Source organism: Anabaena sp. TISTR 8404 (genome assembly GCF_056847745.1).
The window spans coordinates 6115632-6141417 of the sequence record NZ_CP180578.1 but is presented as its reverse complement, the minus strand read 5'-3'; the positions used below and the strand labels follow the sequence as shown (position 1 = coordinate 6141417).

General features: G+C 41.4%; 21 protein-coding genes. 11 read left to right on the top strand and 10 right to left on the bottom strand.

Going from position 1 to position 25786, the window contains the following annotated elements:
- The first annotated feature begins 75 nt into the window (after positions 1-75).
- The 8 genes from ACMX3D_RS26615 to rlmN all read left to right on the top strand — a co-directional run bounded on the left by ACMX3D_RS26615 (position 76) and on the right by rlmN (position 9179).
- On the top strand, positions 76-867 hold the full coding sequence (locus tag ACMX3D_RS26615) for a glutathione S-transferase (RefSeq protein WP_482748781.1): 792 nt from the start codon (positions 76-78) through the stop codon (positions 865-867).
- Between the two features lie 109 nt (positions 868-976).
- Entirely contained in the window at positions 977-2716 is a 1740-nt protein-coding gene (locus ACMX3D_RS26610) for a helicase HerA domain-containing protein (protein ID WP_482748780.1), read from the top strand.
- 648 nt (positions 2717-3364) lie between these two features.
- Positions 3365-4348, top strand: coding sequence for an RNA polymerase sigma factor, RpoD/SigA family (locus tag ACMX3D_RS26605; RefSeq protein ID WP_482748779.1), 984 nt, complete (start codon positions 3365-3367; stop codon positions 4346-4348).
- A 273-nt stretch (positions 4349-4621) separates the two neighbouring features.
- Entirely contained in the window at positions 4622-5476 is an 855-nt protein-coding gene (lgt, locus tag ACMX3D_RS26600) for a prolipoprotein diacylglyceryl transferase (protein WP_482748778.1), read from the top strand.
- Positions 5477-5728: 252 nt separating this feature from the next.
- Positions 5729-6502: a precorrin-4 C(11)-methyltransferase gene (gene cobM, locus ACMX3D_RS26595; RefSeq protein ID WP_482748777.1), complete on the top strand. Its 774-nt coding sequence runs from the start codon at positions 5729-5731 to the stop codon at positions 6500-6502.
- Between the two features lie 104 nt (positions 6503-6606).
- A complete protein-coding gene (locus ACMX3D_RS26590) occupies positions 6607-6960 on the top strand; it encodes a phenylpyruvate tautomerase MIF-related protein (RefSeq protein ID WP_482748776.1) in 354 nt (117 codons plus the stop codon).
- Between the two features lie 471 nt (positions 6961-7431).
- On the top strand, positions 7432-7896 hold the full coding sequence (locus ACMX3D_RS26585) for a hypothetical protein (protein ID WP_482748775.1): 465 nt from the start codon (positions 7432-7434) through the stop codon (positions 7894-7896).
- Between the two features lie 215 nt (positions 7897-8111).
- Complete coding sequence (gene rlmN, locus ACMX3D_RS26580; RefSeq protein WP_482748774.1) at positions 8112-9179, top strand: dual-specificity RNA methyltransferase RlmN; 1068 nt, start codon at positions 8112-8114, stop codon at positions 9177-9179.
- 40 nt (positions 9180-9219) lie between these two features.
- On the opposite strand, the gene ACMX3D_RS26575 is transcribed toward rlmN, so the two are convergent.
- The 4 genes from ACMX3D_RS26575 to ACMX3D_RS26560 form a co-directional block, all read right to left on the bottom strand.
- Positions 9220-9402, bottom strand: coding sequence for a replication restart DNA helicase PriA (locus tag ACMX3D_RS26575; RefSeq protein WP_482748773.1), 183 nt, complete (start codon positions 9400-9402; stop codon positions 9220-9222).
- A gap of 469 nt (positions 9403-9871) precedes the next feature.
- Positions 9872-12583 carry a PAS domain-containing protein gene (locus tag ACMX3D_RS26570; RefSeq protein WP_482748772.1) on the bottom strand — a complete coding sequence of 904 codons (2712 nt, stop codon included), beginning with the start codon at positions 12581-12583 and terminating at the stop codon, positions 9872-9874.
- 2 nt (positions 12584-12585) lie between these two features.
- The gene (locus ACMX3D_RS26565; RefSeq protein WP_482748771.1) at positions 12586-13041 is read right to left on the bottom strand and encodes a response regulator; all 456 of its coding nucleotides are present in this window, start codon (positions 13039-13041) and stop codon (positions 12586-12588) included.
- A gap of 4 nt (positions 13042-13045) precedes the next feature.
- Positions 13046-15304 carry an ATP-binding protein gene (locus tag ACMX3D_RS26560; RefSeq protein ID WP_482748770.1) on the bottom strand — a complete coding sequence of 753 codons (2259 nt, stop codon included), beginning with the start codon at positions 15302-15304 and terminating at the stop codon, positions 13046-13048.
- Positions 15305-15661: 357 nt separating this feature from the next.
- Between ACMX3D_RS26560 and ACMX3D_RS26555 the strand changes: the two genes are divergently transcribed.
- The gene (locus tag ACMX3D_RS26555; protein WP_482752432.1) at positions 15662-16072 is read left to right on the top strand and encodes a response regulator; all 411 of its coding nucleotides are present in this window, start codon (positions 15662-15664) and stop codon (positions 16070-16072) included.
- Positions 16073-16342: 270 nt separating this feature from the next.
- Here ACMX3D_RS26555 and cdf31 read toward each other — a convergent pair whose 3' ends face one another.
- Complete coding sequence (gene cdf31, locus ACMX3D_RS26550; protein WP_482748769.1) at positions 16343-17233, bottom strand: CDF family zinc efflux transporter Cdf31; 891 nt, start codon at positions 17231-17233, stop codon at positions 16343-16345.
- A gap of 333 nt (positions 17234-17566) precedes the next feature.
- On the opposite strand from cdf31, the gene ACMX3D_RS26545 reads away from it, so the two are divergent.
- Positions 17567-17917: a hypothetical protein gene (locus ACMX3D_RS26545; RefSeq protein WP_190979061.1), complete on the top strand. Its 351-nt coding sequence runs from the start codon at positions 17567-17569 to the stop codon at positions 17915-17917.
- A 289-nt stretch (positions 17918-18206) separates the two neighbouring features.
- Here the strand turns inward: ACMX3D_RS26545 and ACMX3D_RS26540 are convergent, their stop codons facing one another.
- The 4 genes from ACMX3D_RS26540 to ACMX3D_RS26525 form a co-directional block, all read right to left on the bottom strand.
- Positions 18207-19607 carry a sugar porter family MFS transporter gene (locus ACMX3D_RS26540; protein ID WP_482748768.1) on the bottom strand — a complete coding sequence of 467 codons (1401 nt, stop codon included), beginning with the start codon at positions 19605-19607 and terminating at the stop codon, positions 18207-18209.
- Positions 19608-19734: 127 nt separating this feature from the next.
- Positions 19735-20733, bottom strand: coding sequence for an ABC transporter permease subunit (locus ACMX3D_RS26535; protein ID WP_482748767.1), 999 nt, complete (start codon positions 20731-20733; stop codon positions 19735-19737).
- The gene (locus ACMX3D_RS26530; protein ID WP_482748766.1) at positions 20730-22283 is read right to left on the bottom strand and encodes a sugar ABC transporter ATP-binding protein; all 1554 of its coding nucleotides are present in this window, start codon (positions 22281-22283) and stop codon (positions 20730-20732) included. Before ACMX3D_RS26530 ends, ACMX3D_RS26535 begins: the two co-directional genes overlap by 4 nt.
- A 120-nt stretch (positions 22284-22403) precedes the next feature.
- Complete coding sequence (locus ACMX3D_RS26525) at positions 22404-23429, bottom strand: ABC transporter substrate-binding protein (RefSeq protein ID WP_482748765.1); 1026 nt, start codon at positions 23427-23429, stop codon at positions 22404-22406.
- Between the two features lie 323 nt (positions 23430-23752).
- Here ACMX3D_RS26525 and ACMX3D_RS26520 point away from each other — a divergent pair, with 323 nt between their 5' ends.
- Positions 23753-24802, top strand: coding sequence for a LacI family DNA-binding transcriptional regulator (locus ACMX3D_RS26520; RefSeq protein WP_482748764.1), 1050 nt, complete (start codon positions 23753-23755; stop codon positions 24800-24802).
- 210 nt (positions 24803-25012) lie between these two features.
- Here ACMX3D_RS26520 and ACMX3D_RS26515 read toward each other — a convergent pair whose 3' ends face one another.
- The gene (locus ACMX3D_RS26515; RefSeq protein ID WP_482748763.1) at positions 25013-25786 is read right to left on the bottom strand and encodes a flavin monoamine oxidase family protein; all 774 of its coding nucleotides are present in this window, start codon (positions 25784-25786) and stop codon (positions 25013-25015) included.

Genomic DNA, 25786 nt, shown 5'->3' with positions numbered 1-25786 from the left:
ATAGCTCGACAAATTTTCGGAAATTAAAGATAAAATAAAAAAGTTATTTTCCAACTCAGTAATCAAGGATAGAATATGCTAGAATTATACCAATGGGAACTGTCTCAATACTCAGAAAAAGTGCGGCTAATTCTAGATTACAAAGGTTTAGAGTACCGCAAAATCGAAGTTACTCCTGGTATAGGACAGATAGAACTTTTTCGTCTCACTGGTCAAAGACAAGTGCCAGTATTAAAGGATGGTCATAGATATATTGCAGATTCTACAGAAATAGCTAAGTATTTAGACTTAAAATATCCTGAGCGCCCATTAATACCACAAGATCCAAAGCAAAAAGGTTTAACTTTATTAATCGAAGAATGGGCAGATGAATCTATCGGGATTAAAGGTAGAAAAGCACTTTTTGCAGCTATCAGTCAGGATCAAAGCTTTCGTAAATCCTTATTACCCACATCAACACCAGACATCTTCCGCAATTTAGTCGAAGGAGTTCCTAGTGATATTCTGACAGTGTTGGGATTGGGTGTTGGATATAGCCCGGATGTGATTAAATCAGCGATCGCCGATTTAAAGCAAGACCTAGAAGCACTAACTTTATTATTGGCAGATAGTCCTTATCTCACAGGCGATGAACCAACATTAGCAGACTTAGCCGTGGCTGGGTTATCAATATTATTGAAGTTCCCTGAAGGGGCTTATCTAGATTTACCAGCAAGTATTCGAGGTAAAGGCGTGCCAACCCTAGCAGATAACCCTGATTATCAATTATTCTTTGAATGGCGCGATCGCCTCTATGCTCAATTTCGTAAACCATTAATCAGCGCATCTCCATCTGGTACAGCACCAACTACTATTCAAATAGATTAGTGCTGAGTGGAAGAGAGGTCAGAAGTAGTGAAGCGGAGAATAACAAATGACTCTTGACCATTGACCATTGACCATTGACTATTGACTATTGACCCTTGACCATTAACCAATGACAAATGACAAATTGGTAAAACCATTAGGTTCGGTAATCCAAGGCTCACTAACTGGCGGATTAGAAGTAAGACTACACCCAGATATTTCTGTAGAAGATATGCGGGTGGGCAAATTTTTAGTTGTCCAAGGGATGCGATCGCGGTTTTTTTGTATGCTGACAGATGTATCCCTAGGGACAGCTAACGCTCGGATTATTGCTAACCCGCCGAGTTGGGAAGACACATTTCTCCGCGAAGTCTTAGCTGGAAGTGGTACTTATGGAACCATCGCCTTAGCGCCGATGTTGATGTTTACCCCCGAATCTAATGAATCTTTTTCTTCAACTAACGGCAAATCTGTAAATCCTTTTGTCCCATCAAATACGGGTTTGGCTTCATTTCAACCCCAAACCAGTACGACGATGGAATTACTACCAGTCAAAACTATTCCCAGCCACTTTAGCCAGGTTTTCGACGCGAGTGAAGAAGATTTTCGCCGCGTCTTCGGTTGGGAAGATGATCTGCAAAGAAAGAATTTTGCCATTGGTAAACCATTAGATATGGATGTACCTGTGTGCATTGATTTAAATCGGTTTGTCGAACGCAGCAATGGGGTTTTTGGTAAATCTGGTACAGGTAAATCCTTTCTTACTCGCTTGCTTTTGGCTGGTGTGATCCGCAAAAATGCAGCGGTAAACTTAATTTTCGATATGCACTCAGAATACGGTTGGGAAGCCGTAGCCGAAGGTAAAAATGTTAATACAGTAAAAGGTTTAAAACAGTTATTTCCTGGTAAAGTCGAAGTTTATACCCTCGACCCCGAATCTACCAAGCGCCGGGGTGTGCGTGATTCCCAAGAATTGTATCTAAGTTACGAACAAATTGAAGTTGAAGATATTAAATTATGTAGTCGTGATTTAGGTCTGTCAGAAGCCGCGCTAGATAATGCCAACATTCTCTACAGCGAGTTCAACAAAGCTTGGATTGTGCAACTGCTGAACATGACCAATGAAGAAATCGAGATGTTCTGCGAAGAAAAGCGGGGACACAAAGGCTCGATTATGGCCTTGCAGCGGAAACTCTTGCGCCTAGACAGTTTGAAGTATATGCGGGCAGTTTGCCCCCAAAATTACATTAATAAAATCTTACAATCCTTAGAGGCAGGTAAGAATGTAGTGGTAGAATTTGGTTCCCAGTCGAATATGCTCTCTTATATGTTGGTGACAAATATGATCACCAGACGTATTCATGAGCATTATGTCCGCAAGGCTGATAAGTTCTTGCAGAGCAAAAACCCCAACGATCGCCCCACCCCCTTAATGATTACCATTGAAGAAGCGCATCGTTTTCTTGACCCAGCCATTGTCCAAAGTACGATCTTCGGCACGATCGCCAGAGAACTCAGGAAATATTTCGTAACGTTGCTAGTAGTTGATCAACGTCCATCGGGCATAGATAATGAAGTTATGTCCCAGATTGGTACTCGAATCACAGCTTTACTCAACGACGAAAAAGACATTGATGCAATTTTCACGGGTGTATCTGGTGCAGGCGGACTGCGATCTGTACTGGCTAAATTAGACTCCAAGCAACAAGCCTTGATTTTAGGTCATGCCGTTCCTATGCCAGTAGTTGTCCGTACTCGTCCTTACGATGCTACTTTCTACGCCGAAATCGGTGATCCAGCTTGGGAAGAAAAGCCTGACGCAGAAGTATTCGCCGCTGCGGAACTAGCCAAAGCCGACTTGGGATTTTAATTTGTAAATAGTCAAAATTCCATAGTCCATAGCATTTACTATTGACTCTTGACTCATAACCATTGACCAATTCGTAACTTCCCTCCACAATTATGCCCAGAGAGTTCGGTTTTCTCCCTACCGATAGGCAACATAAGAGGGAGTTTTGCCGTCACTATAGATATAGTAAGCACTCTAAGGAAGTTTAAATTTTTTTTGTAATTACACACTTTTGGACTATAATTTTCTCTTTCTCCAGGCTACTTTACTATCCACCTGATTTGTCCTAAGATAAAAGCAAGTAAAACTCATATCGACTTCGGATTTGTTAGTTGCCGATCGCAACTGAAGATAAAGAAGAATTCTTGAAAACAACCCAGTGTGCTTTTGAAAGACATAAAAATTTAGGAAGAGTAAAGGGAACCTATCGAAGGGACTCATCTTCTGGAATCTCAAGTATATGAACTGATTATTTTTAATAGCCGTCATGGACTGTTAAAGCCAGAACGAAGGAGAAAAAATCAGAAAATCAGGGATTACAGAGGAATAAATTTCTGAATAGGCAATCCCCAGGAACCACCTGAGTTCTGTGTTTTATAGATAGCTTTTCCTAATTGCATTTAGTTATTGAAGATTTATTGTGTTTACGGAGTAGAGGACAACGCACCAATGCCTACTGTTAACACCCAAACTGAAAACCTAAACACCAAATTCACGGCTGATATGGTGCGAACCTATCTGCGGGAAATTGGTCGTGTACCACTGCTAACCCGTGAGCAAGAAATTGTCTATGGGAAGCAGGTGCAACAAATGATGACACTAGTCGAAGCGAAAGAAGCTTTGGCGAAGAAATTGCACCGCGAACCGAGTTTACCAGAGTGGGCAAACCACGTTAAACAATCAGAAACCGATGTCAAACAAACGGTAGCTCAAGGTAAACGGGCAAAGCAAAAAATGATTGAGGCGAACTTGCGCTTAGTCGTAGCGATCGCCAAGAAATACCAGAAGCGCAACATGGAATTTCTCGATTTAATCCAAGAAGGAACACTCGGATTAGAAAGAGGTGTAGAGAAATTCGATCCCACACGCGGATATAAATTCTCAACTTACGCTTACTGGTGGATTCGCCAAGCAATTACCCGTGCGATCGCTCAACAAGGCCGCACCATTCGCTTACCAATTCACATCACCGAAAAACTGAACAAAATCAAAAAAGTGCAGCGTGAACTAGCCCAAACCTTGGGTCGTTCTCCTACACCCGCCGAAATCGCCAAAGAACTGGAATTAGAACCAGCCCAAATTCGGGAATATCTGAATATGGCACGTCAACCAGTTTCTTTAGATGTGCGTGTCGGTGATAACCAAGACACCGAACTGCAAGAAATGCTGGAAGATGAAGGCCCATCACCAGAGTACTACACCACCCAGGAATTCTTGCGCCAAGACCTCAACACCTTGTTAGCAGAACTCACACCCCAACAGCGGGAAGTTTTAGCCCTGCGCTTTGGTTTAGAGGATGGTAACGAATTGTCCTTGGCGAAAGTTGGTGAACGATTAAATCTCAGCCGCGAACGTGTTCGTCAACTCGAACATCAAGCCTTGGCTCATCTGCGCCGCCGTCGCGCCAACGTTAAAGAATATGTTGCTAGTTAATAATCTATAACCGTGATGCGCCTCCTGAACTCAGGGGGCGATTTTTTTTTAAGGGAACAGGGAACGGGCAATAGGCAACAGGGAAATCCCCATACTTAAAAGCTAATTTTTCCGAATCTGTAGTCTAGACACACCCTACTGGACTAACCTTTGTTGCGTAAGTCCTATCTACAAGCAAAACCTGCTCTAATGGTTTATAGACAAAACTCCCCTACCAGTGATAGGGTTGTCAGCTGCTCAAGCTAAACACTGTAGTTATCTAGGTAGTTTTGCATGGTACTGGATATCTCTTCTTTGCCTTTGGCATTTCAATTTACTTCTCCAGGCCCCATTTTGGTGAAAATCGGGCCATTAACTATCCGCTGGTACGGCTTATTGATTGCTACGGCGGTGTTAGTTGGTGTCAGCCTGTCTCAGTACCTGGCAAAACGCCGAAATGTGAATCCAGAGTTGCTGAGTGATTTGTCCATTTGGCTGGTGATTGGGGCAATTCCCGCCGCACGACTATATTATGTTTTATTTGAATGGGCAGAATATGCCCAACGTCCAGAAAAGATTATCGCTATTTGGGAAGGCGGTATAGCCATTCACGGCGCAATTATCGGTGGAACAATAGCCGCCTTAATTTTTGCCAAACTCAAGCGCGTTTCTTTTTGGCAACTAGCAGATTTAGTCGCGCCTTCCCTGATTTTAGGACAGGCAATCGGGCGCTGGGGTAATTTCTTTAACTCAGAAGCCTTTGGCGCTCCCACTAATTTACCTTGGAAGCTATATATTCCACCAGAACGCCGCCCTGAAGGGTTAACAAATTTTGAATACTTTCATCCCACCTTTTTATATGAATCGCTGTGGGATTTAATGGTGTTTGCCTTGCTATTAAGTTTATTTTTCCGGGGTCTGTCTGGCAAGCTACGCCTGAAAGTAGGCACTATATTTATGGTTTACTTAACAGCCTACAGCACAGGTCGCTTTTGGATTGAAGGTTTGCGCACTGATAGCTTGATGCTGGGGCCGCTGCGGATAGCCCAAGTTGTGAGTTTAACAGGTATTATTGCTGGCTTGACCGGGTTAGCTTGGCTGTATTTTCGTAAACGCCCTTTACCTGATGTGGTTGCGGCTAGTGATTAACAAGGGTGTAAGGGTGTGAGGGTGTAGTGGAAGAATATTTTACTCAAACCTCAGCACTCAGCACTTTTCACAAATGACCAAAAATAAAAAATGCCCCAGATTTTACTCTAGGGCTTAACCAGGGTGCATCTACCATTCCACTCTTCTATAGTTAGAGGGTGAATCCGGAAAGATACTGAGAAAATGCCAAAAAATTTTTGGGGGAATTTTTAGTTTACGGGTAAATACGTAAAAGTAATATAAGTTTTTTGTATGGAAACTCAGCTAAATTCTATAAAAACAGCAGTTTATATTGTAGGAGCAGGGCCAGGAGATCCAGATTTATTAACGGTTAAGGCGCAAAAACTCCTCTCTGCGGCAGATGTAATTTTATTTGCTGATGCTTTAGTTCCAGAACAAATATTAAATCTTTGCCGAGAGGATGCGGAAATTATTCCAACTGCGGATAAGACTTTAGAAGAGATTGTAGGGTTGATGGTAGAAAAAGTGCGATCGCACAAATCTCTCGTCCGGCTTCATTCTGGCGACCCCAGTCTCTACAGTGCTGTCCACGAACAAATGCAAATGCTGGCTGAGGCGAATATTCCCTTTGAAGTCGTTCCTGGAATTAGCGCCTTTCAAGCAGCTGCGGCCAAACTTAAAGTAGAATTAACTGTTCCCGGTTTAGTCCAAACTATTATCCTGACACGCATTAGCGGGCGTACTGAAGTCCCAGCAACAGAAGAGTTAGCCAGCCTCGCCGCCCATCAAGCTAGTTTATGCTTATACTTGAGTGCGCGTCACATCGAAAATGCCCAAGCTAAATTACTCGAACATTACCCAAGTGATACCCCAGTTGCAATTTGCTTTCGCCTAGGTTGGCCGGATGAAAAAATTCGGGTTGTTCCCCTCAAGCAAATGGCAGAATGCACTCATCAAGAAAATCTCATTCGTACCACACTGTATGTAATTAGTCCCGCACTTCTGCCAACAAACGGGCGATCGCACTTATATAATCCTGAATATCAGCATTTATTTCGTTCTTAATTCCAAGGGAACAGGGAACAGAATAATTATCGTTTTTATCTAGTCTCTACCTAGGTTCGATAAACTTAACAATGTAAATAACGTCAAAACTCTAATTCGGTGCTATGCCATTAATTAAAGTACAAACTTCTGTATCTGCGCCTGCAAAATCTGAAGTTGAGACCATGCTAAAGAGTTTGTCAGGGAAGTTAGCAAAACATTTAGGTAAACCCGAATCTTATGTGATGACAGCGTTTGAAGCAGATGTACCCATGACTTTTGCTGGGACTACAGACCCCGTTTGTTACATCGAAATTAAAAGTATTGGTTCAATGAAGCCAGACCAAACTCAAGCAATGAGTCAAGATTTTTGCCAGCAAATTAATCAAGCTTTAGGTGTACCACAAAATCGTATTTACATAGAATTTGCAGATGCTAAAGGTGCAATGTGGGGCTGGAATAGCACAACATTTGGTTAATTTTTGAGAAGATATCTAAAATTAATCAGCGAATTATATTCGCTACTACAAAAGCAAAGTCTCTCTAACAGAAAATTGAAATTTTTGAACCCACCTATGCGGGTTTTTTCTGTATTTTCAACCCTTCTCCGACGCGGAGAGGGGTTGGGGAGAGGTTCATCGAACTTACGTTTTTTAAAAGTTTTTACATAGCCGCATTTTAGTAGGGATGTGATCCCAATTCCAATTCACAAATAAATCAAGTATTGATGAATATTCTCAGTAATCCAATTGATGCTTTACATGAGGTGAATAAAGAGCGATCGCTACTAAAAGCCCAAACTAATAATACTGTAGGATAAGACTGTTCAGTTCACTCTGCCTGTCTTGAATAAATTGGTGTTGTTAAGTAAGTCCAATATTTTTTTTCTAGATTCCGAAAAACGGCAAGTTGAGTTTGAAGCTTAAAGTAATCAAATTTCGCAACTGAACATGAACAGCTTTCATCAGATAGAAAATAAATCATTGTCACTAATTTTGGCTACTGCTTGCGGCGCGGCTTCACTACTAACGGGAATTGTGGGGACATCTTCATCTGCAAGTGCTGCACAATTAGATTCTACTCAAGTTTCAGCAGTACATAGTCAGCTAATTGCCAATGCATATACTTGCCCTCAATATGCAGGCGGCGGGCGGTTAGAAGCTTATATTGAAACTACGAACTTCTATATTCATATTTGTAAAAAGAGAGGACAGCTTTTCTATACAGGAATTTCTAAGCTGAATGGTAAAGGTATTCGTTCTCTACCCGCTTACACAGAAGAAGGTACAGGATATGTCGTTAAGAATAAAAACTATGAATATGTTGTCAATGGTGCGAGTCTAGACATTATCAAAAATGGTCGGGTTGTACAAACAGATCCAGTAATTAAGTATGTGAGTGGGTATTCAAACTAAATAACGTGAGTTCAATGAACCTCTCCCTCCCAGCGTCTCTTTCCTACAAGGCCAAGGAGGAGTAAGCAAAACTATTGTATTTTCTCCCCTCTCCGACGCGGAGAGGGGCTGGGGGAGAGGTAAAAACAGACTTGTTGAATTCACGTTAAATATGCAATTTCCTAGCGTAACAGCTTAGGATAGAGATCCCAGTCTCAACTTGTAAGTCCCTCCCTATGTCTGCTACGCCATCAATTTCTCAAGTTAACTCACCCACTTCTAAAACATTAGAATTACCTCCCCTACTCGGTGCTTCGGTTAGCGAGTTAACTGCTTGGGTGCAGCAGCAGGGACAACCAGCCTACAGGGGTAAACAGTTACATGATTGGATATATCACAAGCAAGTGCGATCGCTTGCTGATATTTCTGTCTTTCCTAAACAATGGCGGGCGGAAATTGCAGATATCCCCATTGGACGTTCTACCATCCACTACCGCAAAGCTGCACCCGATGGTACAGTCAAATATCTACTGCAACTAGCTGACGGGCAGATTATCGAAACTGTGGGTATTCCCGCCGATAAGCGGTTAACTGTCTGCGTTTCTACCCAGGTGGGTTGTCCAATGGCTTGCGATTTCTGCGCTACTGGTAAAGGTGGCTATAAACGCAACTTAGCCCGTCATGAAATTGTTGATCAGGTGTTAACTGTACAAGAGGACTTTCAAGAACGAGTTAGCAATGTAGTGTTCATGGGTATGGGTGAACCGTTGCTAAATACAGATAATGTCTTAGCCGCACTTACATCGTTAAATCAAGATGTTGGTATTGGACAGCGGATGCTAACTGTTTCTACAGTAGGAATCCGCGATCGCATTCGTCAATTCGCCCAACATCATTTGCAAGTTACTCTGGCGGTGAGTCTCCACGCCCCCAACCAAGCACTCCGAGAACAACTTATCCCCAGCGCCCGCCCTTATCCTTTAGAAGATTTACTAACTGAATGTCGGGAATACGTAGCAATTACAGGCCGCCGTGTAACTTTTGAATATATCTTGCTGGCTGGTGTTAACGATTTGCCAGAACACGCTTTAGAACTAGCACAACGCCTGCGCGGATTCCAAAGTCATGTTAACTTAATTCCCTATAACCCAATTCAAGAAGTTGATTATCAACGTCCTAGCCGCGATCGCATTCAAGCTTTTGTAAACATTCTTCAACAACAAAAGATTGCTGTTAGTGTCCGTTATTCTCGTGGTTTAGAAGCTGATGCCGCTTGTGGACAACTTAGGAAGTCTGAAGTATGAAGTGTGAAGTATGAAACTTCATTCTTTTGCTTTTTACTTTTTACTTTTTACTAAGTTGAATTCCAGGGGCGTAAGCTTCAACTACTTTACCAGTACGTGTGCAACTAATCATCAAGTAATCACAACTTGAGCATTGGGTACGTGTTAATTCACTGTCCAAAATATAATAACGCTCTGCTTTACTACCACAATTTGGGCAGTAAATTTTTTGTACTGTCTGCATTTTTAATCCCCTGGATGTGACTATTTTTTGCTTGGTAGGAATGTTAGTTTTACCTGGCAATTTTTGGTTTAACCAACGTAACAAACAGCCATAATCTTGGCTGTAAATCTTAAAGAAAACTTTAGCTTAGAAACTTTTGCGATTGCTTTGTTTATTATCCTAATCGTTAGGTGCTTTTACCATCCCACTTTAGATATATAAATTTACTTTTAAGTGATTTGTACTTAGAAATGGGATGATCCCTATGATTAAAACTTTGAGAAAGCTTTATTTTTAGTCATTCCAAATTTATTACATACCTTATTTATGTATTCAAAAGTTAATCACCAAGGATTACTGTATATTTGGTAACAAAATTTTAATTTTAAACTTTGCTTAATTTTTATGAATGCTATAGATAAGTCAACAAATCAATTCTGATAACTGATTTTGAAAATTGAAATTTATTTTTAATAATTTCATCTGAAATTTAGTGCAGAGGTAACTTGATGCTGAAGGTAGAACCTTTTCCTTCCCCAAGGCTGCTGGCTTGAATTGTACCGCCGTGAAGTTCTACTAAGTAACGAGCGATCGCTAAACCTAATCCTAAACCACCTTGTTTGGGATGACGCTCATCTTGGCGGTAGCGTTCAAACACGAATGGCAAAAATTCTGGACTAATGCCAATACCTGTATCAGTGACTTGAATGAGTGCTGAGCCAGAAGAAGTTGGTTCAGATATGGCTTCAAGTTTAACGTCTATTCTTCCGCCTGCTGGGGTAAACTTAATCGCGTTGGAAAGTAAATTGCCTAAAACTTGCAATAAGCGATCGCCATCACCAGTTATTGGAGGTATTGACTGATCAATCACAGATTCAAGATAAATATTTTTCGTATGGGCGGCTGGGTAAGTCGCCTGGATGGCTTCACCGACAATCGCTGCTAAATTAACTTGTTTCAAATCTAGGTGTAACTGACCTCGCAGAATGCGAGACATATTCAGCAAGTCTTCTAAAAGTTTTCCCTGAGATAAAGCATTGCGCTCGATGGTTTCTAAGGCGCGGTTGACAGTTTCTTTGTCAAACTCCCTTGTCCGTAGTAGTTGCGTCCAACCCAAAATAGCATTCAAAGGCGATCGCAAATCGTGTGATACCATTGCCACAAATTCATCTTTAGTGCGGTTAGCGGCTTCAGCTTCAGCACGGGCGGTTTGTTCTAATTGCAACAGTTGCTGACGTTCTGCTTCTAATTGCTTGCGATCGTTTATATCTGTACTAGTACCAAACCACTTAACCACATTTCCTTGCTCATCTCTGATGGGTACACCTCTAGCTAAATACCAGCGATAACTGCCATCATGTTTTCTATACCGTAATTCTTGTTCGTAAGTTTCTCCTGTTTGCATAGATCTCATCCATTGCTGGATAAATGGTTGAATGTCATCTGGATGTAAGATGTTTTTCCAGCCTAATCCTTGCGCTTGTTCTAGGGTTTGTCCAGTGAATTCATACCATCTTTGATTCACATGCTCACATTCCCCTTGAGCATTACCAATCCAGACAAGCTGAGGTATAGCATCAGACAAGTAGCGGTAACGGGCTTCACTTTGGCGTAAAGCAGCTTCTGCACGTTTGCGTTGAGTGAGATCCAGCACAAAGCAAGCACTATAACCTTGCTGATTTGAGTTATCAAGGCAAGCAATTCCTAATAAAATTGGCACACGCGTACCATCTTTGCGGAGATATTCTTTTTCAAAAGGAGTACAAACCCCGGTAGTTTGCAATTCTCGCACTTTTTGCTGATCTAAGGAGTAATATTCTGGTGGAGTTAAAGCCTCCCAACGCAGATTTCCGGCTTTTAATTCTGCACGGGTGTAGCCAAACATTTCTAAAAAAGCATCATTGGCTTCATAGATACGGCCGCTAAAATCGCCAAAATAAATGCCAATCACATTAGATTCGATGATTCTGCGCAACTTAGCTTCACTTGCAAGCAAAGCTGCTTCTTGATGTTTGCGATCGCTAATATCCGTTGTACTCCCAACAGCCCTTAATGCTTGTCCGTTTTGATCGCGTGTAATCACTCCCTGATCTAATACATAGCGATATTCATTATTTTTATGACGGACTCTATACTCTACAGCATAGTAGTTATCATCCGCAGACATCATCTCGTAAGAACGTTGCAAGAAGTCTCTATCTTCGGGATGTATTTTTTCCAGCCACCATTGTGGAGTTGGTTCCGCTTCTTGTTGAGTGTAGCCAAGAATCCGAGTTAACCCTTCCGTCCGCTCAACTATATTTTCTGGAATATTCCAATCATATATCAGACAATTCACTGCCGCAGCAGCTAGTTGAAAACGCTCATTGCTTAAGCGTAACTGTTCTTCAGTTTGCTTGCGGGTAGTAATATCATAAGCTGTCCCGATAATTTGGCGTGGCGAACCATCATCATTTCTGGTGAATACAGTGTCTCGACTGTAAAACCAACGCCATTGACCATTTGCATGGCGCATCCGGTACTCAAATTCTAGAATTTCGTTATCTTGAATTGTGACAACTTGTTGCAAATGCAGAGAGAACAGAGGAAAATCCTCTGGATGCATTAACTTAATTAAGAATTCCCTGCCCATATCTTGAATTTTTTGGGAAGTGTAACCCAGCAGTCTATAAACTTGACCATTTAGATAAGCATTGCGTTGTTCTCGCAAATCATAAACATACAAAATTCCTGGTGTGGTTTCGGCTATGCGTTCAATAAACTGCTGAGTTTCTCGTAAGCGTGCTTCACTTTCTTGCAATTCTTGACGCAACTTAACTTGAGCAACTGCTGAGTGGATAGTAGAATGCAAACGTTCTGCTGTTGTTTGTCCTTTTACCAAATAGTCATGAACACCACTCTTCATAGCCTGAACCGCGACGGATTCGTTACCATACCCAGTCAACATCACCATTACTGGCATGGTTTTTTTTGCCAGTTTGGGCAATTCAGCCAGAAATTCTAGCCCATCCATATCTGGCAATAAAAAATCTAACAAAATACAATCTGTCTGAAATTGCCGATATAGTTCTAAGGCTTCCTCTCCCGTTTCTGATTCGAGAATGGTGTAACTATATTCCTTGTCTTGCAGCAGATAACGACGATAAACCTCGCGGTCTTCGGGCGAATCGTCGATGATTAAAATGGTAAGCGGTTGCACCATGACTAGTTGCTTACAGCATCAGGGAGAATCACGGTATCTAACCAATAAGCGATAAAACTTTGAATTGTTTTTACCAATTGGTTGATATCGATTGGCTTCAAAATATAGCTGTTGACACAATACCGATAACATATTTCTATATCTTTTGGGTTAGAAGAAGTAGTGAATACGATCACAGGGATAGTTTTCAAATTATTATCTTGCTTAATTTGCTTGATAACTTCTCGCCCATCAGTTCCTGGCAAATTGAGGTCTAACAAAATAATTGACGGACGAGGAGCAGTTTGAATATCTTCATAAAGTCCGGTATGGTATAAAAAATCAAGTGCTTCATCACCATCAGTACAACGAAAGACGGGATTGATAACTTTTTGATGCTTGATGATACGACAGAAAGCTTCAAAATCTTCATCACTATCTTCAATTACTAACAAAGGTTGAGCCGGATTACCAACCATTGGTTTAATCCACTCCTTGTAGTGTGAAATAAAAGGTAGTGCCTTCGCCGTAGTTTGACTCTACCCAAATTTTACCCCCATGTCGTTCAACAATTTTTTTGGTAATAGTTAGTCCTGCGCCTGTACCACCGCCATATTTACTTGGCCCGTGCAATCGTTTAAATATGCGAAAAATTGCGTCAAAGTGTTTGTCACGAATGCCAATACCATTGTCTCGCACGTAGAATGTCACTGGTCGGGGTGGATTATCTATATAGCCAATTTCAATCCATTTGTGGTCTTTGTCGTTATATTTTATGGCATTGGCAATCAGATTATTGAAGACTTCGCCAACTTGCACGCGATCGCAATATATTGTCGGTAAGAGTCTAGGAATCCGAATTTCTACCTTCATCTCTTCAATTCGCGCACTCAACAAATCTAAACTGCGTTGCACCACACCGTTAATGTCAGTTTGTTGCATGGATAAATCCACCCTTCCCAAGCGGGAAAAATGCAACAGCGAATCAATTAAATCTTCCATTCGCTGCGTGAGACGCATCAAAGTTTTTAACTTGGCTTTACCTTCTTCATTTAAAGTTTCGCCATAGTCTTCAATCAAAAAGTTCGAGTAATTATGAATCCCCCGTAGTGGTTCTTTTAAATCATGAGAAGCAATGTATGCAAAAGCATCTAATTCGTCATTGCTACGTTCTAATTCAATATTTAATCGTGCTAGTTCATCTACCTTCCGCAGCACTACATCTACAATTGCACTTCGCAATTCTCGTGCTGCATTGACTTCACAAGGTTTCCAAGGAAGAGACTTCAACTGCACTCTTTCTTTCCATAACTCAAAAGATTTTCGTGGTGATAGTCGCAAACTTCCATTTGTTGTTACTTCTACTGGTTTATGAGGATTTCCTCCCCAATTGACTGTCCGCACTACTTCTGGACGAAACCACAAAACACAATTTTTCTGCGTCTTAGAAAAACGCAGCATAATCAAACCACTCGCTACATTCCGAAACTTTTCTGCTTCCGAATAAACTTGCGATAGCGAATCGGTATAAAAAATTTCTTCTTGCAAATTTTGATTAATCCAGTCAATTAAATTTTCCAGATCTCGTTTTTTTGGGGTGTGACCAATAGTAAAATACTTTTCTGAAAAACATACCACTGCTCCTTGGGCATTAACAAGATTTAAGAGATTTGGTTGGTAGTTAATTAAACCTTCAAGAAAGTTTTTTTCTACCGACATATACTCGACTAATTTAGAATGAATAGATTTTAATCGAATTTTATATTGTGTATCTTCCGTATCTTCTTTATTGCCAAGTTCTATCGATGCCATTTGACCTAAAAATTCACAAGCATTACGCATTTCATAAGGTACATATTTTGGAGATTGATGATGGCAAGAAATCAGTCCCCAAAGTTTTTGATTTTTCATCAAAGTAATAGACATTGATGCTGTCACGCCCATATTCTGCATATATTCAACATGTAAAGGCGAAACACTACGCAAAACTGACTTACTTAAATTTAACGGCTGTTCTGTCAAAGGGTTATTTGTAGGTACAATTGCTGCTGGTTGATAATTAACATTTGGTACTAACCGCAGCCAATTTTCGCTGTAAAGTTTTCTAGCTTGTTGCGGAATATCAGAAGCTGGGTAGTGTAACCCTAAGTAAGACGTAAGAGAATCGAGTTTTTCTTCAGCTATTACTGCACCATGCCAATTTTCATCAAATCGATAGACTAATACTCGGTCAAATCCAGTAATTTGTTTTACTTCTTTGGCCAGCATTTGACTGAGTTCTATCACAGTGCTTGCTGTCTGTAACTTCGACATGGCATATTTTACTACATGATAAAACTTGAAATAGGTATTAGTTTTTTGTTGAAAATTAGGCTCTAATTCTAAAATCAACAACCCGTTTGAACGATGTATAATTCCATCAAAATATAAGATTTCTTTGTCAAGTTTAATAGTTATTTCAATTGGATTGACAAATTCTAATTCTTCTTGCTGTAAACAATCTTTTAATAAGTTAATTTGGTCTGAATCAAGTATCTTTTCTAAAGGCTGATTGAGTAACTCTTCATAGGGAATTTTCAAGATATCTAAGGTATTACAACTAATTTGTAAAATAGTTAATTCTGGTTCTTTTAATGCCAAAATTATCCCATGTGGCTGAATGGAGCCAGGAATGTGAATTGGCTCTTTGTCGCAGTTAGTAAGGTCAACTTGAAAGGGAGTATGATTATCTTGAGTATTCACGTCTGAGTTAAAATCAATACAAGTGTTACAGCTTTTGAGGAAATATAGATATATATCTTGGGAAATACGACTTTAGTTAGATAGTTTTCAATTTTGCTGAGATAAGCATTACACATATTATTGATTAGAGTATTATTTATTTTGTCCATACAGAAATGTTCACAAAAAGTAATTAAGGTAGTAATAAAAAATGCCAGCAAGTAAAAAATAGAAAATTGCAATAATCTTGGATAAAATGAGGTTGTTTTAGGTAAAATCTGCTGCGATCGCAGTAAAATTATTAATAGTATGGTAGCTAAGGAAAAACAACAATTTCACTTGAAAGAATCAACATTTTTCAATGTTAACGGAGATTTTATGGAAGCTCCTCTGCCTCTTGCTGGCTTAAATGTCCTGGTAGTTGATGACGATGATGATAGTCGCTTTTACGTCACCACCGTCTTAGAAGCAGATGGAGCCAATGTTGTCGCAGTAGCATCAGCCGCCGCTGCACTAGAAGAACTGATAAAGCAACACCCGGACGTTGTGGTATGTGATATTGCTATGCCTGAGGAAGATGGTTACACTCTCATACGCAAAGTGCGATCGCTCAAACCAGACCAAGGAGGAAAAACCCCAGCAATTGCTTTAACCGCCTACGGTGATAGCGAGGATCGTGTCCGCGCCTTAGAAGCGGGTTTTCAAACCCATGTTGCTAAACCAGTTGACCCAACTGAACTAGTGGTGCTTGTCGCCAAGTCAGTTACTAACGATAAGACTCATTTTTGATTAGTGAAAAAAATCAGTACACATCTAACTTTCCTGTTATCTGTTAAGCGTTCCCTGTTAAGCATTCCCTACCTACACAAGGATTTTCAGTAATCAAATCGGATTCCTATATCAGAATTATTAGGTGATAGGTGTTGATACCAAGTTGCAGTCAAATATAGTCAATTGGGGTGGGAGTAGGGAGTAGAAAGTAGAAATACCATTTCTGAACAGTAACTTAGTATGAGAAAGAAAACCAATAACCATTGACTATTGACCATTAACTCATTACTAATTAAAGCTAATCTGTTCAGATTTGTATTCTGGCGGCTCGACGTGAATCAGAATTCGCACAGGATGAAAGCGTTCTTCCAGCAGCCTTTCAACATGTTCAGTGATGCGGTGGGCAGTTTCTACATCTGGTGCATCTACAATTAAATGCATTTCAATGAAAACTTGCCTACCCAAAACACCCCTAGAAGCAATATCATGACAATTCAGCACTCCCGGTACAGAAGTAGCGATCGCATGGATGGCTTCTGGTGCGATCGCCATTTGATCCACCAACCAAGGTAAGTTAGCTTTTAAAACTGACCAGCCACTCCAAAATACTAACAAAGCCACCGGAAAAGCCAACGCTATATCTAGCCATTGATAACCAAGCCAAACTCCAATCAAGCCGCCAATTACCGAAATTGTCACCCAAACATCGCTCATAGTATGCGTAGCATCAGCAATTAAAATTGGGCTACCTACTCTTTGACCAACTCTGCGTTCGTAAAACGCCACAAAAATATTCACCCCCAACACTATTAGTAATAACCACAACTCAGGTGGTGAGATACGCACAGGCTCACCACCTTTGATAATTCTCTCTACTGCTCCTTGGAGAATTTCAAAACAAGCTATACCTAAAAAAGCAGCAATTCCCAAAGCTCCCACTGCTTCAAATTTTTGATGTCCGTAAGGGTGTTCACGGTCAGGATGGGGTGAAGAAAACTTACTAGTAACTAAACCTAAAACGTTATTGGCACTGTCTGTCACACTATGTAAAGCGTCAGCTAATAAGCTTAAAGAACCAGTCCAATAACCCACAACTGCTTTTAAACCCATTACGAATAAATTCAGCACTAGGGTAATTATTAAAACTTTTCGTACAGTCGCCCGATTATCGTAAATCATAGATGTTTTTTAACAGCAAGTTCTATAACTTCTAAGTGTAAATCTCAAAACGTTAATCAGATACAACGAATTTTTGCTTAGTTAAAATAATTCTCTATATGCTTCAGTATTTTTATTTCAACTATTGAGATTATTTCTAATGAAAATTTACTACAACCTTGTTGTTCATTAGTATCTATCTCATAAATAAGCGCAGTTTTTTATCATTAAATCATCAGAAATTTTCATTAATTTAATTTTTAATTAATTCGCTCTAGTACCCCAAGATTAGCGCAGTTGAATGTATCACCATCCGCTAATATAAGTAAGTATCAAAAAAAGTTAATCAAGCTCATGTCTTCAACTCCTTTGACATTGAACTTAGTTGAAGGTTCTGTCTCCTTCAGTTTTTCGCCCCAAGCCGCACGAGAATTAAAGGCCGCCATAGATCAATTAATGGAGCGTCTGAAAGCTGTTGCAGCTAAACCTGCTGCTGGCGGTAAAGTCACTCCCCAGCCTCCCTTGGAATACCGTTACACTGGCGAGGTGTTTTTAGAAATTTTCTGTAATCCAAATATTTGGCCTACCCCCTTTGCGGCTAAAGTTCTGCTGACGGTACGTGATGTTACCATCCGCTTAACTACCGAAGCTGAATTAACTCGGCTCATTGAAGACATTAATCAGTATTTAGAACAAGTAGGATAAACAGTGGAATAAAGTGTAGGTTGGGTGGAACGAAGTGAAAACTAACAAAAACAAGGCGATGCTGTCTAATGATTCGTATGTCTGCAAAAAGGTATGAGTTTATTCAGTGCAGTCCTAAATCTCTTGAAGTGAAACTTTTATTAGTCACTTAAGTTAAGAGAGTATTGATGGCTCAAAGCCTTGAATTTACTGGTTTTATACTCAGAACTCAGTACTTTGCTATAGTTGTTATCTGAATTTACAGGGAATAGAGAATCCAAAAACTGATCCCCGTTCCCTGTTCCCTTACTTACATATCCTCTAGTTCAATACCTTTAGTTTCCTTAATAAAAAAGAGAACGAAAAACAATGAGATAGCTGCCGCCGTTGTATATAGTCCGTAAGCAGCACCCAAGCCAAAATATTGCAGAATGGGTGGAAATGTTGTGGAAACTGCAAAATTCGCTATCCATTGCATAGCAGCAGCAACGGAAAGTGCAGCAGCGCGAATTTTATTATTAAACATTTCTCCTAACAGTACCCAGGTGACTGGCCCCCAGGAGAAACCAAAGCAGAATACGTAGAGGTTAGCAGTTAAAAGAGCTACAAGACCAGCACTACCGCTGAGAGTCGGGTTGCCAGCAGCATCTAGTGGTGCAGTGCCAAAAATCGCAGCCATTGTTCCCAAGGTAAGGGTCATGCCAATTGAGCCGAGAATTAGCAGCGGCTTACGACCAAATTTATCTACAAAGGCGATCGCAATTAGCGTAGTAATAATATTTACAGCACCTGTAATCACTGTAATCGTCAGGGAATCTTTTTCAGAAAACCCAACGGCTCGCCATAAAATACTGCTGTAGTAAAAAATGACATTAATACCAACGAATTGTTGAAGTAAAGATATACCAATGCCAATCCAAACAATCGGGAGGAGTCCGCCACTTCGGCGTAAAAGGTCAGAAAATCTCGGCTCACGTTCTCGTAATACTGTTTGGCGAATTTCCTCGATTTTTGCCAGGACGTTACCTCCAAGAATTTTATTGAGAACGTTAGCCGCTTCTGGTTCTCGTCCTTGGGCAACTAAGTAGCGAGGCGATTCGGGAATCATTAAAGCTGCCATGCCATATAGTACGGCTGGCGGAATTTCCGTCCAAAACATCCACCGCCAAGCGTCGATGCCAAACAAAAATGGTGACTCAGCCGAACCTGCCGACACAGCTATAAAGTAATCGCATAGTAAAGCAATGAAAATCCCTACGACAATTGCTAGTTGCTGAAGAGAACCCAACCTACCCCGCAAATTGGTAGGAGAACACTCAGCAATGTAAGCTGGGGCAATCACACTGGCAGCACCGACTGCTAACCCACCTAATATCCGCCAAAAGATAAAATCCCAGATACCAAAGGCAATTCCAGAGCCAATAGCACTGAAGGTAAACAACACCGCAGCTACTACCATTGCTTTAACTCGACCATATCGGTCTGCAATCTTTCCAGCATAAAATGCTCCTACCGCAGACCCTAACAATGCTAGGGATACGGCAAGGCCAGTTAGTACACTGTTAGCGTTAAAGGCTGTAGATAAAGCCGCAACTGCACCATTGATGACTGCGGTATCAAAACCGAACAAAAAGCCACCAAGAGCAGCTGCACCAGCAATCAAAATGACATAAAAGGTGTTGGATTTACGGCGTTCTGTGGTAAAGGTCATATTTATATCTGTTGTAAAAAATTTGGCGTTGCTGAAAAACATACGATTTACTCACGCAGAGGCGCAGATAGAGAAAGAGAGTTGACAGTGCTGAGTAAGATATTTCTCCCCTGCACCCTTGCTCTCCTTAACGTCTGGAACGTCTGCGGAGTCTATCAATCATGACTGCGGCAATAATTACTAAGCCTTTAACGACTAGTTGCCAGAAGTAAGACATATTTAGTAGGGTCAAACCATTGTTGAGAACAGCAATGATTAATGCACCTAACAACGTGCCGCCAATTGTGCCGATGCCGCCTGTGAAGCTGGTTCCACCGAGAATTACCGCTGCGATCGCATCTAATTCATAACCCTGTCCTAATACCCCAGTCGCACTATACAAGCGACTAGCACTCATAATTCCGGCTAAACCTGCCAGTAATCCACTTACACCATAAACAAACAGCAATACACGATTGACTTTGATACCAGTTAATCTTGCTGCTCTTTCGTTACCACCAACAGCGTAAATTTGGACACCCAACACAGTTTGTCTCAGCACAAACCAACTCACAGCCACAGTCAGCAAGGCAATGATAACTAACCAAGGAAGAGGGCCGACATAGCTATTACCTATCCAAGCAAAGTTGATGTTGCGGTTAATGACTGTTGTACCATTAGCAACTAAAAAGGCAGCACCCCGCAAGGCAGTTAGTGAACCCAAGGTGACAATAAACGGCGGGACATCTAAAAAGGTGATCAAAGCACCGTTGAGTAAACCCAAAAGTAAGCCTGTCAATAAACCTGCTGGTACAGCCAACCAACCTAAAGCCGGAAGTAGAGATACTAACACCGCAACTACGGCAGAAACCGCCAAGATTGAACCTACGGAAAGGTCAATACCACCAGTCAGAATGACAAAGGTCATCCCGGTTGCCAAGACAATATTAATTGATGCCTGGCGTAAGATGTTGATGGCGTTCCCAGGTGTGAGAAAGTTGGGACTCAGCAGTGAAAATAAGATGCAGATGAGAATCAATATCGGCAAGATACCTGCAACTTGCAAAAGATTGTTGATTGATTTACGCCGACTTGCTTTGGAATGCTCACTTGGTCTATTGTTGACAGGTCTTAAGGTCTGACTCATGATGCTGTTACCTCCGATGCTCCAGTTGCATAGTGCATAATGTTTTCTTGGGTAATTTCTTTACCAGGGCTGTCGTCAAGTTCGCCCACTAATTGCCCTTCGCGCATGACTAAAACGCGATCGCTCATTCCAACAATTTCGGGCAATTCACTAGAAACCATCAGAATTGCTACGCCTTGGGCGGCTAAGTCACTAATAATCCGGTAAATTTCGCTTTTCGCACCGATATCTACGCCACGCGTTGGTTCATCCAGCATCAAAACTCTGGGATTAATGGCTAACCAACGCGCCAACAGAAGTTTTTGCTGATTACCCCCGGAAAGATCCACGGCTCGAATTTCCAAATTAGCCAGCCGGATATGGAAGTTTTCGACTGCTTCTGTGGCAATTTTATTTACTGAACCCCAGTTAACGATGCCTGCTTTAGCATCTTGTTTGAGTCGATTCAGTCCAATATTCTTACGGGAACTCATTTCCAGAAATAAACCTTGGTCTTTGCGGTCTTCTGGGACGTAACCAATACCGACAGCGATCGCATCACTGGGGGAATTAATCTCTAGTTTTTTGCCATTGAGGAATACTTCACCGCTAACTTTGCGATCGGCACCAAAAATCAGCCGGGATACTTCTGTGCGTCCTGCACCAACTAACCCGGCGAGTCCGAGAATTTCGCCAGCACGCAGTTGAAAACTCGCTGGTTTAACTTTGCGTCCATCACTGATATTTCTGACTTCTAGTACTACTTGACCAGGATTTTTCTGGCGTTGATGTTCGTAAAAGTCCTGCATGGAACGACCGACCATCATCTGTACTAATCGTTGTGGCGAAATTTCATCACGGGTCAGACTGCCGATATATTGACCATCGCGCAACACGCTAATCCGGTCTGCTAAGGCATATATTTCTTCCATACGGTGACTGATGTAAATAATGGCAATGCCATCGTTGCGGAGTTTGCGAATCACTTCAAATAAACGCTCAGTCTCGCGGTCAGACAAGGCTGCGGTTGGCTCATCCATTACCAAAATCCGGCTTTTGTCTTTTAGCGCTCGTGCAATTTCTACTTGCTGCTGTTCTGCGATCGCTAATGTGCCAACTATTGTTTGTGGTGTAAAACTAGCCCCCAAGCTATCTAATACTTTCTGGGCTTCAAGTTCCATACTTTTGCGGTCTAAAAATTGACCTCGCTGCAACTCGCTACCCATAAACATATTTTCGGTAACAGTTAAATTGGGTGCGACATTCAATTCTTGATAAATCAGATTAATACCCGCTTGCCGTGCTGTACCCGGATCGGTAATTTTCACTGGTTGACCGTTGATGCGAATCTCGCCTTCATCGGCAATGTAAGCCCCAGCCAGGATTTTCATTAATGTGCTTTTGCCTGCCCCATTTTCACCCATGAGGGCGTGAACTTCTCCCGGATAAATGGTGAGATTCACACCTTGCAAAGCCGGGACACCATGAAATCGTTTGGCAATCCCGCACATTTCTAGTACAGGGTTGACCGTTGAGGCCAAAGGAAAATTCGTTTCAATATTTGTTGTCATAACTATTAAGTGCTGATACTAAGTGCTGAGTAATGAGTGCTGAGTGCTGAGTGAAAGAAGAATTTTCTCCTGCCTCCTGCCCCCTGCCCCCTGCCTTCTGCCTCCTGCCCTCTGCCTCTTCTACCAACCTGTGGAAGTACTAACGTTCTCTTTTGTAATCAATTTGGCGGGAATCAAAATGTTGGGTGATTCGGGTTTTTTGCCATGCAAGATATCGTTACCAACCTGAACTGCTTTTGCAGTCATACCTCTGGGATTTTGCGTAGCAGTTGCAGCGTATAAGCTATCGTTAGAGGCGATAGCTTCAATTGCTTCTGGCGCACCGTCAACTCCCACAATGAAAAAGTCTTTGCGTTTGGCTTGGTTTGCAGCTAAATCTACTCCCACACCACTCGGATCGTTGATGGCAAAGACCGCATCAATTTTGGGAAATGTCACCAATAAATCGCTCATCACTCTCAGTCCGCCATCCCGGCTACCTTCGGCGTTCTGGTCTTTAGACAGGATTTTAATATCGGGATATTTGGTTAACACTTTTAAACAACCATCCACTCGCTGGATAACTGAAGTGACTGGCGGCCCGTTGACTATAACTACATTGCCTTTACCTTTGAGGCGATCGGCAATATACTGGCAGCTAATTTCTCCAGCTTGCACATTATTAGTAGTGACGGTAGCATCTACCTCTGCATCTACGCCTGTATCTACTGCAATCACAACCTTACCTGCTTTTCTTGCTTGATCCACAGCTGGTCTGATGCCTTTACTGTCAGCCGCATTGAGAATAATAACGTCAGTATTTGCAGCAACGAAGTTTTCAATTTGATTAAATTGCTGGTTCAAGTCATAGCCACTAGAAACTACTGTTACTTTGACATCATCACCACCAATTTTCTTGGCTTCTTTTTCGGCTCCCTGCGCCATAACAACGAAGAAAGGGTTACTTAAATCGCCAAGGGTAACACCAACAGATCGTAATTTAGTATTACCTTCACCATTGTTGGTTTGCGTGCTGATATTAGTAACATTTTTTGTATCAGTGTTAGCGGTCGTGTCGCTATCGGGAGAAACGTTGGTGCAGCTTACAAGAGTACCACTGACAATACTTAATAAAGTCGCTGCGATGGCCTGTTTTTTCACATTCACCTACATCCTAAGTAAAAAAACTGAAATATGTGTAGAAATATTAACTAAATAAAAATCTTCTTTAATCGTGCCTTTTGTATCATCTTTCTCACCATCTCCTAACGATAGATATTTATACTGAACTGAATTAAGAAAGTTTTCGTACCGAGTAAAAATACCAGTTCCTAATTCCTTTCTCCTCTCAGAAACGGTTAATTTGACAGGCTTAATTGTTAATTTTGAACATTATGCACACCTGTGCATTAATCATGTTTATTATTTTTGCACACCTGTGCATAAAAAATGTGTTAATTTTATTTAAGTCACCTACAGCAATGCTGAAGATGAGTAAACGAAAGATTTCCATTGAAGATATTGCTCGCAAAGCAGGCGTTTCTCACTCCACGGTTTCACGAGCTTTACGAGACAGTCCCCTAATTAGTTCTAAAGTGCGAGAGGAAATTAAAAAACTAGCGCAGGAAATGAACTATGTACCGAATGCGATCGCTCAAAGTTTACAAACTCAACGCACTTATACCGTTGGAGTAGTTGTAACTTCCATTGCAGATCCCTTTTTTGGTGAGCTAGTAGAAGGAATTGAACAAGTTGCAAGACAAGCAGGCTTGAATGTTTTGTTAAGTGCTTCGTATGGAGATTTTGAGCAGGAAATAGCCGCTATTGAGAATTTTCATTATCGGAGAGTGGACGGAATCTTAGTAGCGGACTCACGAGTAAGCAAGCAATATACACCAAAGTTAACGCAATTTACTGTGCCAACAGTTTTGATTAACATCGACACGGAAGATCAAGACAAAACATTTCACTCAGTAGCCATAGATGATCGTTTAGGTGGCGCTTTAGCCGTAGAACATCTCATAGATCTAGGACACACCTCTATTGGATATATAGGTGTAGGTGATGGTAGCAAAGCAGACCAACAACGTCTAGAAGGATATCGTATGGCTCTGACTCAAGCAGGTTTACCACAAAAGAATGATTGGGTAGCAATTCTCAATCAAGACCGTAAAACAATCAGTGATATTGATATCGGCAAAAAAATGTTATCGCAACTAGTTGCAGCTGGAGTCACGAGCATCTTTTGCTACAACGATATGGTTGCAGTTGGCGCTTTGTTAGCTTGTAAAGAACAAGGTATATCAGTCCCACAAGATTTAAGCCTCGTTGGATTTGATAATATTGCCCTCAGCAGTTATGTCACGCCACCACTCACAACAGTCAGCCAACGAATGCTAGAAATGGGTCAGTTGGCGATGAATATGTTACTGGAATTATTTCAAGGGAAAGTTGTAGAAAATATTCTTTTATCTCCTTTTTTAGTCAAAAGAAATAGTACTACAACAGTCCTGCCTCGGAATAAATTCCGAGTCTCATAGCGCAAGTTCTCTCAAGAGAACTCAAAAAGAAGTTTATTCCAGTTCAGTCCACTTGAGTGGACTTTAGCTATGAGTCTGGAACTTTAGTTCTAGGCGGGAATGGCTTCAACATAAAAATTTTTGACCTGTGTGGACACTGTAGTTCCCCTGTAGGGAAGGGGTCGGGGGTTAGGTTTGTATTAGACTCAACTGCAAACGGCTATAATTTTTTTAGACATTCACAAAGGCTGAAATTTGCTCGGCGGCTCGTTGTCCACTGCGGATAGCGCCTTCCATATAACCACAATATTCAATAGAGGCGGTATGTTCTCCAGCAAAAAGAACTCGCCCCACAGAGTAGGATATCTCAGAACGCCAGGTTTTCAAGTCAAAAGGAGCAAAGTAACAGTAAGCGCCCTGCGCCCAAGGATCAGAACTCCAGTTATGAGTTGCACTTGCGATCGCTTTGGGAGCATTTGAATAAAGTGCAGATATTGTTTGTTGTGCTAATTCAACGCAGTTCCCAACAACATTGTGGCTAGGTGTACCACTGCTTGTACAAGCCATAATTCCTGCCTCGCCTTTCTGAGTTAAAGTAGATTCCCAGACTGTTTGATAAGGTGTGTCTCCCACAACCAGTCCGAAATTAGATTGTTGCCAAAAACGGCTGGAGTACTGAAGTAAAGTTTTAACTGATATGCCATAAGGCAAATTAGCGATCGCTTCTCGTTGTATCTGCGTCAGTGGAATTTCCAGGGACAGATGGCGCAAGACACTCCAGGGAATTGTCACTACAATCCAGTCGCTAACTACTTCAACTTGTCCCTGAAGAGTTTGTAAACTCACAACAACAGTTTGTTCTCGCTGCTGAATCCGCACAACTGGCGTATTTATATGGATGCGATCGCCTAAAAACCGAGCAAATGCGTTTGCTAGTTGAGAACTACCGCCACGAATTCGGAAATTGCGATCGCTCGAAGTCCCACTATAACTTTCTTTTGTCAC

What these genes read in the sequence shown, in the direction of transcription:
- ACMX3D_RS26530 (WP_482748766.1), bottom strand. Translation starts at nt 22,283, where the DNA reads ATGACAACAAATATTGAAACGAATTTTCCTTTGGCCTCAACGGTCAAC.
- cobM (WP_482748777.1), top strand. Translation starts at nt 5,729, where the DNA reads ATGGAAACTCAGCTAAATTCTATAAAAACAGCAGTTTATATTGTAGGA.
- ACMX3D_RS26590 (WP_482748776.1), top strand. Translation starts at nt 6,607, where the DNA reads ATGCCATTAATTAAAGTACAAACTTCTGTATCTGCGCCTGCAAAATCT.
- ACMX3D_RS26535 (WP_482748767.1), bottom strand. Translation starts at nt 20,733, where the DNA reads ATGAGTCAGACCTTAAGACCTGTCAACAATAGACCAAGTGAGCATTCC.
- cdf31 (WP_482748769.1), bottom strand. Translation starts at nt 17,233, where the DNA reads ATGATTTACGATAATCGGGCGACTGTACGAAAAGTTTTAATAATTACC.
- ACMX3D_RS26570 (WP_482748772.1), bottom strand. Translation starts at nt 12,583, where the DNA reads ATGGTGCAACCGCTTACCATTTTAATCATCGACGATTCGCCCGAAGAC.
- ACMX3D_RS26545 (WP_190979061.1), top strand. Translation starts at nt 17,567, where the DNA reads ATGTCTTCAACTCCTTTGACATTGAACTTAGTTGAAGGTTCTGTCTCC.
- rlmN (WP_482748774.1), top strand. Translation starts at nt 8,112, where the DNA reads ATGTCTGCTACGCCATCAATTTCTCAAGTTAACTCACCCACTTCTAAA.
- ACMX3D_RS26575 (WP_482748773.1), bottom strand. Translation starts at nt 9,402, where the DNA reads ATGCAGACAGTACAAAAAATTTACTGCCCAAATTGTGGTAGTAAAGCA.
- ACMX3D_RS26610 (WP_482748780.1), top strand. Translation starts at nt 977, where the DNA reads ATGACAAATGACAAATTGGTAAAACCATTAGGTTCGGTAATCCAAGGC.
- lgt (WP_482748778.1), top strand. Translation starts at nt 4,622, where the DNA reads ATGGTACTGGATATCTCTTCTTTGCCTTTGGCATTTCAATTTACTTCT.
- ACMX3D_RS26605 (WP_482748779.1), top strand. Translation starts at nt 3,365, where the DNA reads ATGCCTACTGTTAACACCCAAACTGAAAACCTAAACACCAAATTCACG.
- ACMX3D_RS26615 (WP_482748781.1), top strand. Translation starts at nt 76, where the DNA reads ATGCTAGAATTATACCAATGGGAACTGTCTCAATACTCAGAAAAAGTG.
- ACMX3D_RS26585 (WP_482748775.1), top strand. Translation starts at nt 7,432, where the DNA reads ATGAACAGCTTTCATCAGATAGAAAATAAATCATTGTCACTAATTTTG.
- ACMX3D_RS26520 (WP_482748764.1), top strand. Translation starts at nt 23,753, where the DNA reads ATGAGTAAACGAAAGATTTCCATTGAAGATATTGCTCGCAAAGCAGGC.
- ACMX3D_RS26540 (WP_482748768.1), bottom strand. Translation starts at nt 19,607, where the DNA reads ATGACCTTTACCACAGAACGCCGTAAATCCAACACCTTTTATGTCATT.
- ACMX3D_RS26565 (WP_482748771.1), bottom strand. Translation starts at nt 13,041, where the DNA reads ATGGTTGGTAATCCGGCTCAACCTTTGTTAGTAATTGAAGATAGTGAT.
- ACMX3D_RS26555 (WP_482752432.1), top strand. Translation starts at nt 15,662, where the DNA reads ATGGAAGCTCCTCTGCCTCTTGCTGGCTTAAATGTCCTGGTAGTTGAT.